The sequence below is a fragment of the Streptomyces alkaliterrae genome (assembly GCF_007097205.2).
GTDB lineage: Bacteria > Actinomycetota > Actinomycetes > Streptomycetales > Streptomycetaceae > Streptomyces > Streptomyces alkaliterrae.
This window is the reverse complement of record NZ_VJYK02000459.1, coordinates 1-2,999: the sequence shown is the minus strand read 5'-3', so window position 1 is coordinate 2,999 and position 2,999 is coordinate 1. Positions and strand designations below refer to the sequence as shown.

The 2,999-nt window shown below is 73.1% G+C and carries 5 protein-coding genes; 3 read left to right on the top strand and 2 right to left on the bottom strand.

The features are described from left to right. A partial coding sequence (locus FNX44_RS29275) for an ATP-binding protein (protein ID WP_500274215.1) occupies positions 1 to 138 on the top strand: 138 nt, incomplete at its 5' end. On the opposite strand, the gene FNX44_RS25535 is transcribed toward FNX44_RS29275, so the two are convergent. Both FNX44_RS25535 and FNX44_RS25530 read right to left on the bottom strand, forming a co-directional pair. After that, the gene (locus FNX44_RS25535; RefSeq protein WP_143651350.1) at positions 113 to 646 is read right to left on the bottom strand and encodes an SUKH-3 domain-containing protein; all 534 of its coding nucleotides are present in this window, start codon (positions 644 to 646) and stop codon (positions 113 to 115) included. The genes FNX44_RS29275 and FNX44_RS25535 overlap by 26 nt on opposite strands. Continuing rightward, positions 643 to 1,146 (bottom strand): YwqJ-related putative deaminase, encoded by a 504-nt coding sequence (locus FNX44_RS25530; RefSeq protein WP_143651349.1) that lies wholly within the window; start codon positions 1,144 to 1,146, stop codon positions 643 to 645. The genes FNX44_RS25535 and FNX44_RS25530 overlap by 4 nt, the downstream gene beginning before the upstream one ends. Positions 1,147 to 1,527: 381 nt before the next feature. Here FNX44_RS25530 and FNX44_RS25525 point away from each other — a divergent pair, with 381 nt between their 5' ends. Further along, on the top strand, positions 1,528 to 2,502 hold the full coding sequence (locus FNX44_RS25525) for an SMI1/KNR4 family protein (RefSeq protein WP_143651348.1): 975 nt from the start codon (positions 1,528 to 1,530) through the stop codon (positions 2,500 to 2,502). Positions 2,503 to 2,509: 7 nt separating this feature from the next. Then, the coding region (locus tag FNX44_RS25520) for an SUKH-4 family immunity protein (protein ID WP_500274214.1) at positions 2,510 to 2,999 on the top strand (490 nt) is incomplete at its 3' end.

Sequence of the window (2,999 nt, the reverse complement as noted above, 5' to 3'; positions counted from 1 at the left end):
GGTCTGCCGAGCGGGGGGAACGGGCTGGTGGGGATGCGGGAGCGGGTGACGGCGCTGGGCGGCGGCTTTGTCTCGGGACCGACGGACGGCGGCGGTTTCCGGGTGTCGGCGATCATTCCGGACGCCCGTCCGGCGTGACGCCCGCGGCCTGGCCGTAGCTGAGTCGGATGGGCCGGACGCCTTCGACGAGGGTGCCGAGGGCGGCGTCGAGGTGGGGACCGAGGTAGTAGTCGCCGCTGTGGTCGAGGCTGTAGACGCGGCCCTGGGCGTCTATGGCGAGCAGGGCGGTGCCCTCGTCGGCGCCGGCGGCGGTGTGGTGTTCCTCGCCGAGTGGGGAGAGCTGGGTGTCGAGGGCGCGTCCGAGGTCGGTGAGGGTGCGGGCCCAGTGGAGTCCTCGGGCGGGGTCGATGACCGCGGGTGTGGGGGCGACGTGGCGGCCGGGGCCGGTGCCGTTGACGGTGAGTCCGCCGAACTCGGCCCAGGCCTCGACGGCGGCGGGGAAGACGTGATGGCGGTGGCCGCTGGGTGAGGTGTGGGCGCGCAGGGTGTCGGCCCAGATCTCGGCCTGTCGGATGTCCCAGCGTCCCGGTTGCCAGCCGGCGGCGCGCAGCGCGGCGTCGACGGCCACGGGGAAGCGAGTGGTCACTGTGTCGCGGTGGGGTCGACGGCGCGGACGCCGAAGTGGGCGAGGAGTGCGGTGCAGGAGCGGCAGGGCGGGGCGTACGTGCCGTGTCGGGGGTCGCCTTCCTCGCGGATGCGCCGGGTGGTCAGTTTGGCGTTCTTGAGTGCGCGGCGGGCGTCGCCCGCGGTGAGGGGTTTACGGGAGGCGCGTTTGGAGCGGCCGTTTTGGGCGGTGGTGAGGTAGCGGGAGATGAGGACGGCTTCGGGGCAGCGTCCGGTATGTCGTTCGCGGTGCGCTGTGGTGAGGGTGTCGAGGAAGTCCTGGACGAGGGGGTGGTGGGCGGGTGGTTGCTCGGCACGGCCGGCGGTGCAGGTGAGGGTGGTGCCGCGGGCGGAGAGCGCGGCGGCGGTGGTCGGGAGGATGCCGTCGCGGCGGTGGCGGAGGATGGGCGCGGTGTCGTGACTGAGCCCGTGGTTGTTCCCCCAGCCGATCCGGGGGTCCCCGGTGTGCTGAGCGACGTGCATGTGTGGTTCCTCCGGTGCTGCCGTGGCGCGCCGGTCGCCCGCCGGTGTCGCGCGGTGCCGCGGGGTGCGCGGATGGGGGTGGACGTGCGCTGCGGTGTTGTCGGTGTGTCGGTGTGTTGGTGCGGTCGGGTGCGTGGTCGGTGTGTGGTGGAGTACGTAACGGGAGTGGCGTGTGTTGCGCCTTGGTGACTCCGGGTGGTCTGTTCCGTTCTGCGTCCCTTCTGCGGGCGGGGTAAGACTTTGCCAAATGTCGACCCCGTTGCGGTAGTCGGGGCCTGTTCCACTCGTGTCCCCGTCATGTCACGACTCCCGCCCCGGGCGCCGCGTGTGGGGGACGCCTTAGGCTGTCTGCGTCAGCCGCATTCACCAGGGAGTACCGCCATGACGACAGGTCGGCTCGGGCAGGATGCCGCGCCGCCGAACAGGGCCTACGCCGGGCAGGTCGTGCGCTTCCCGGATCCGGTCCGGGCAGCGCGTCACCCGCGTGGGATCGCTGTGGACGCGGCCGGTTTCCCGGTGTTCACGCCGTACGCGCGGGCGGCCGCGGAGGTGGCGGAGCCGCCCGAGGGTTTTGGCGTGGACGAGCTGCGGCTGACGGACTACGTGTCGGCGAACGCGGCACTGCACGCCTCGGGGCACGAGCTGTGGACGGATCTGCCGCCGGTGGCGACGCCGCACGGCTGGACGTGGCATCACGTGCCCGGTGGCCGGCGGATGGAGCTGGTCCCGGTGGAGGTGAAGGCGCTTCTGCGCCACCACGGCGGATTGGCGACGGCGGCGGTGGACCACTCGAAGCGGGGTACCCGCCCGCTCCAGGAGACCCGCCCGGCGCACTTCGAGGTGCCGCACGCGGTCGCGGTGCCCGAGGAGCAGGTGGTGCACGCCGAGGAGGCGCTGGGCTACCGGCTGCCGGGGGCGTACCGGACGTTCCTGAAGGCGGCGGGCGGTTGCGCGCCGGTGGGGGTGGCGCTGGACGCCGAGCTGGGGTTGCTGGTGGACCAGCCGTTCTTCTCGGTGCGCGACGAGCCGGCCCTGAACGACCTCGTGTACGTCAACAAGTGTCTGCGCGACCACCTCACGAAGGATTTCCTCTGTGTGGCGTTTGTGCACGGCGGGTTGCTCGCGGTGAAGGTGCGCGGCGAGGGTCAGGGCTCGGTGTGGTTCTGCGCCTACGACGACGCCCGGGACCGGGACGGGCTGGGCATGCCGGAGCGCATGGCGGAGCTGCTGCTGCCGTGCGGTGCCGATTTCGACGAGTTTCTGCTGCGGCTCGCGGGGAATCCGCCAGAGCTGGAGACCGTGGCCAACCTGATGGTGGACGGTGGCTTCGCGCGGGCCGTCCCGGTGGAGGGGTGACCCGCAGATGGTGACGTTCGCGCAGGCGCAGGAGCGTGCGGAGCGCTGGGTGAACGCCGGGGTGCCGGCGTACCAGCAACGGGAGGTCCGGGTAAGGGAGTTCGACCTGGGCTTCGTGGCGTGGGCGGAGGACCGGGCGGGCGGCGCTCGGTCGGACGGCGGCGGTGTCCGGCTGGTGATCGCCCGGGACAGCGGCGAGTCGACGCTGTGGCCGGCGTTGCCGGTGGGCGAGGTGATCCGCCGGTTCCAGGAGCACTACGCCGCCGCGACGCAGGCGGCGCCGGAGCCGGCGCCGCCGCAGCGGGTCGATCTGGAGGCGACGTCCTTCCTGTTGACACCTCCGGAGTGGTTGCAGGAGGCCGCTGACCGGATGGGCGTGCCGGACCGTCGCGCCCCCCGCTCGACGTCCGGCGCCGACTCCGACGGCGCGGGCGGCTCGGGCGCGTACGTCCCGGGTGCCGGCTCGGTCTCGCCGGCCCCGCCGCCCGCTCCTCCGG

Excerpts from the sequence above, each read along its gene's own strand:
- FNX44_RS25530 (WP_143651349.1), bottom strand. The coding sequence starts at position 1,146 with ATGCACGTCGCTCAGCACACCGGGGACCCCCGGATCGGCTGGGGGAAC.
- FNX44_RS25525 (WP_143651348.1), top strand. The coding sequence starts at position 1,528 with ATGACGACAGGTCGGCTCGGGCAGGATGCCGCGCCGCCGAACAGGGCC.